The 3,808-nt window shown below is 39.8% G+C and carries 6 protein-coding genes; all 6 read right to left on the reverse strand.

The window, feature by feature from the left end:
- Positions 1–263 precede the first annotated feature (263 nt).
- The 6 genes from CAG68_RS09695 to CAG68_RS09720 all read right to left on the reverse strand — a co-directional run bounded on the left by CAG68_RS09695 (position 264) and on the right by CAG68_RS09720 (position 3,783).
- Positions 264–836, reverse strand: coding sequence for a hypothetical protein (locus CAG68_RS09695; protein WP_225455396.1), 573 nt, complete (start codon positions 834–836; stop codon positions 264–266).
- A 192-nt stretch (positions 837–1,028) separates the two neighbouring features.
- Positions 1,029–1,478, reverse strand: coding sequence for a nuclear transport factor 2 family protein (locus tag CAG68_RS09700; protein WP_005377826.1), 450 nt, complete (start codon positions 1,476–1,478; stop codon positions 1,029–1,031).
- A 128-nt stretch (positions 1,479–1,606) separates the two neighbouring features.
- The gene (locus CAG68_RS09705; RefSeq protein ID WP_064368196.1) at positions 1,607–1,996 is read right to left on the reverse strand and encodes a lysozyme inhibitor LprI family protein; all 390 of its coding nucleotides are present in this window, start codon (positions 1,994–1,996) and stop codon (positions 1,607–1,609) included.
- Between the two features lie 405 nt (positions 1,997–2,401).
- Positions 2,402–2,653, reverse strand: coding sequence for a TIGR03643 family protein (locus CAG68_RS09710; RefSeq protein WP_005377824.1), 252 nt, complete (start codon positions 2,651–2,653; stop codon positions 2,402–2,404).
- A 98-nt stretch (positions 2,654–2,751) separates the two neighbouring features.
- Positions 2,752–3,252 carry a GNAT family N-acetyltransferase gene (locus tag CAG68_RS09715; protein WP_017633971.1) on the reverse strand — a complete coding sequence of 167 codons (501 nt, stop codon included), beginning with the start codon at positions 3,250–3,252 and terminating at the stop codon, positions 2,752–2,754.
- Between the two features lie 150 nt (positions 3,253–3,402).
- The gene (locus CAG68_RS09720) at positions 3,403–3,783 is read right to left on the reverse strand and encodes a hypothetical protein (protein ID WP_064368197.1); all 381 of its coding nucleotides are present in this window, start codon (positions 3,781–3,783) and stop codon (positions 3,403–3,405) included.
- Positions 3,784–3,808: the final 25 nt, after the last annotated feature.

Here is a 3,808-nt window from a genome sequence, read left to right on the forward strand (position 1 = left end):
CTTCTAGGTTAGATACGGTTAAACCTACGTGGTGTATGCCTTTTGTTAACACAGTCACTTTGTTTCCTTACTCGTTTTAATGGCTATCAAACAAAGATAACTCGATAAAAAGTAAGCATCAATACACATATATTGATTAACTTCGTCAATCTATTCGAATACGGTAATCCAACTGGAAACATAACATTGTAAACAAGAAACCCAATCTTGAACTAAAAATTAAACTTAGAGTTCATTCTTAAGTACTGTATTAATCAAATGCATTAATAGCCATAATATTTAAGCCAGCCTATAGGGCATATCATTCCATTAAACGTTTGAATGTTCTTATTCAAGCTAACGTCTTCCAATTTGTAACAGTGAACAACATTACTAGTCGAAGTAGATGCTGGTGTTGAATACGTCACAGGTTTAGAAGCGTTTGCTTTATGTATTTCATGTGCTCGCTGCTGGTCTATCGCCGCTTGATTCTTATGATTGTTAACTTCTCGCAATCCAGATTCTAGGGGTAGGTGCCAATCCTTACATGTTGTTCCTAAACCATCATTCTGAGACTGATATTCTGATAACGCTACACGAGCTTCATTTACCGACTGATCGATATCGGACTGATCGACTAGCCAAGTAGAAAAAGAATAGTTAATGGCCTCTCGATAGTTTACCGATTGCTCTAAGCTATAAGCATCGGAATGAAAACAGGCCTCTACCACTGCCCATTGAGTCGATAGGTTTGATAATACGTTTTCAGGTATAGGCTGTAGCTGGCTTTGCGTAGACTGGCAACCGGCTAGAAGAAAAGGGACAGGGAGTAGTTTTAGAAAAAATTTTTGGTTCATTTTAATCTTAAAATTAATGCAATCTTTTTCATTATCATAATACAGGACGATTGAAGAAAGTAGCATTTCTATCAGTAAGGGAATGTGGCTAACGCACTGATAAGGTGTGAGTAAAGCGATATCAAAGCCCTCAACACACCTTAACTACGAATACTACCGCATAACAAAGATGCTATGCGGTAACGGTAGTATTCAGGCTTGAACAGTTTGTCGCACGTTGCTCTCGCCTGACAGCACGGAAATTCTCTCAAAATCTCGACTCGGGAAGTCAGGATCTACGTACACAAACATACGACTTATCATTTTTCCTTCAAACTCAAATACACTACAAAAACGCCCTGTGGAAACTTTGTTGTCCGGCCAAGAGGTACCATCACTCATTACGCCGCCTTCCTGTCCTTCAACAATGACCTTGTTTCCAGCAGTCGTTATTTGAAAGCCGTCTATGTCGTGCCAGATACTAATCAACGAGCTACCAATCCTATTGCCAAACTCCACTAAGGCACTCTTTCCTTTCGCTTGCCCAAATTTAGGAAAGAAAAAATCAACATCCTCTGAGAATAGATCCAGATAGCTAGGATCACCGGCATCTATTTTCTCGAAATACTTAACTACTAGCCCAACTAAATCGTCTTTTTCCATAATTATTTCACACCCATATAAGCTTTACGCACAACCTGAACGCTTGCATCTTAAACACAGAGTACATTTAAACTGAAATTGCCAAGAGTTGCGAATCTTATTGAAGTGCTTTGTTAGATGTAATCCGTTTAGCCTACGTATACACCATTGAAGTACTCGACGCGTTCTAACGTCATTCTTAACTTACATTCTTCAATCTGGACACCTTGCCAGGGTGAGGGCGTGGAAGACAGGCCCGTAAACTCACATTCGGCGTCTCTGTATTTTAGCCAAGCTCTTTGGGCCTTTCGAAATGGCTCTACCAGTTCGGTCTGAGACCATGTTTTCCTTAGTGCTTTTTCTTCCTCACCTATTCTAGCGATTGCTTCCTTGTAACTTTCGTTAAGCTCTTTATCTGCAGATTCCATTTTCTTTTCTACACACTGATAACCAGCCATAACGCCACCGCCTTTTACTTTGCAGGGATCTTCAACATCATCAGAGGCCAAGCAAGGTAAAGAAACCAACGCAAATATCATAAGTAATTTGTTCAAAATTGCCTCCAAGCTCCGAGTGCTTGTTAAACCGTTATCAGCTATTTTTCCTTTTTAATCATGCAGCTTTTTGCCTGTGCCTTCAAAGATAAAATAGAAGGTTAGTGATTCTAGTGCCTAAACAGAAGGTAAAAGAAGATTGATACACGGGTTAAATGACGCCTTAATCTGAGTTATTTTTAGTGGGCGTTTGGTGTTAATCTTTTCTGTGGAATCATTAGTTTGATGGCGTCTGAGGATGTTAATATGACTCCCATTGAATTTATTATCGCCCTGAAACACCTAGGTTGATTTAAGTGGTGACTATTCCCCTCCAATCATGAAGTTGGTTCAAAGGTAGGGCGATAAATGTTGCGATTCGTAATAAAAATTTATGCCAAGTGCAGTTCGCTATCGCGGCTTATATTGAGTTGGGCAATAACCTCTAATGATGTCTGAGTTTCGTAGCTTGTTGTGTTTTGTATTGCGCCCCGAAACCCTTTTACGCCACAATTTAAAGCTACTTGATTTGAGCCGGCTACGCATAAACTGAATCACGTCGGATTCATTCAAACCAAATTGGAATTCGATAGCCTCAAATGGGGTGCGGTCTTCCCATGCCATTTCTATTATTCTTGACTCAGTTTCCGAGGTCAGTTTCATTTCAAATAACCTATTTTAGAAAAGAGGTTTCTACGACGGAAATTGAGTCTTGGTTCAAATGTTCTTATATGCGTGCTTAGTGTTTAGCGACTTAACACCTACAAAAACTTCTCAATGAGGACTTCGTCTACGTATTTCCCACGAACTTTTGCATGCTTCTTCGCGGTCCCTACGATTTCGAAGCCTTGTTTGAGATAGGCTGATAACGCTCGCTCATTATCGCTGCGAACGTACGCAAATAGTTTTTCGTAACCCTTTTGTTTGGCTACTTCGAATGTCGATTTGAAAAGCTGTTTAGACACACCTTGGCCACGAGCACCGTCACTAACAAACGTACCAATTATGCCAACATGGTCAAAAGCTTTTGTATATTGTGCAAAGGGCTCGATATTTTGGAAACCAATGACTTGTGAGCTATTTTCGGATAAAGCGACTGTAAACACGCCCCGTTCTGGGAAATGAGTAATGAACTCTTTTTCTTCTTCAGGTGTGAAAGGCGTATCTAATACAGTGTATAAACCTTCAATAATGATGGGATTGAGGACGTTTGTAATGCCTTCAGCATCACCTAAAGTTACCTGACGTACAATTAAATTCATGCCACTTAGCTCCTATTAAAATTAGGGCTGTTTTGTACATGAGTTGGAGACTTGCGGCAACAAGTAACGTCATTAAGTCGTAAAGAATATACCTATTACACTTAAACGGCGGTTAATAGTGCTGATTGTTACTTTAGTATTTCTGATATATCACTTTTTAAGTGACGGCTTAACTTCTACAGAATATTTCCACACCACGATCCCGTTTTCTACAAGATCATAACTCGCGCTTTGACCCTCGGAGTTGAGTACAAATACCGGCATTTCCATCCTTGACGTAGCGCCATCTCGGTTGCATGACATGGTAGCTTCAAGCTGTATGCTATTTTTGCTCGGTTCTGAAAGGGTTCCTAAGTACGTGCAGCCGTCGACAAAACTGGTTTTGCTTTTTCCTTTAGAGGATATTTCAAAAGTCGGAAAAATGAATGTTGATTGAGGCTCTGTTACTACCACATTGACTTGATAGTTCGTCGCTGAAAAAGCATTGAAATGAGCTCCAAGCATAAGTAAGAACAAGATTTTTGATTTCATAAACTCTTCTTTATTTCGATATTAC

This window comes from Vibrio sp. V42_P2S4T144 (genome assembly GCF_009904715.1).
Lineage (GTDB): Bacteria > Pseudomonadota > Gammaproteobacteria > Enterobacterales > Vibrionaceae > Vibrio > Vibrio alginolyticus.

Excerpts from the sequence above, each read along its gene's own strand:
- CAG68_RS09710 (WP_005377824.1), bottom strand. The coding sequence starts at position 2,653 with ATGAAACTGACCTCGGAAACTGAGTCAAGAATAATAGAAATGGCATGG.
- CAG68_RS09705 (WP_064368196.1), bottom strand. The coding sequence starts at position 1,996 with ATGATATTTGCGTTGGTTTCTTTACCTTGCTTGGCCTCTGATGATGTT.
- CAG68_RS09720 (WP_064368197.1), bottom strand. The coding sequence starts at position 3,783 with ATGAAATCAAAAATCTTGTTCTTACTTATGCTTGGAGCTCATTTCAAT.
- CAG68_RS09715 (WP_017633971.1), bottom strand. The coding sequence starts at position 3,252 with ATGAATTTAATTGTACGTCAGGTAACTTTAGGTGATGCTGAAGGCATT.
- CAG68_RS09700 (WP_005377826.1), bottom strand. The coding sequence starts at position 1,478 with ATGGAAAAAGACGATTTAGTTGGGCTAGTAGTTAAGTATTTCGAGAAA.
- CAG68_RS09695 (WP_225455396.1), bottom strand. The coding sequence starts at position 836 with ATGAACCAAAAATTTTTTCTAAAACTACTCCCTGTCCCTTTTCTTCTA.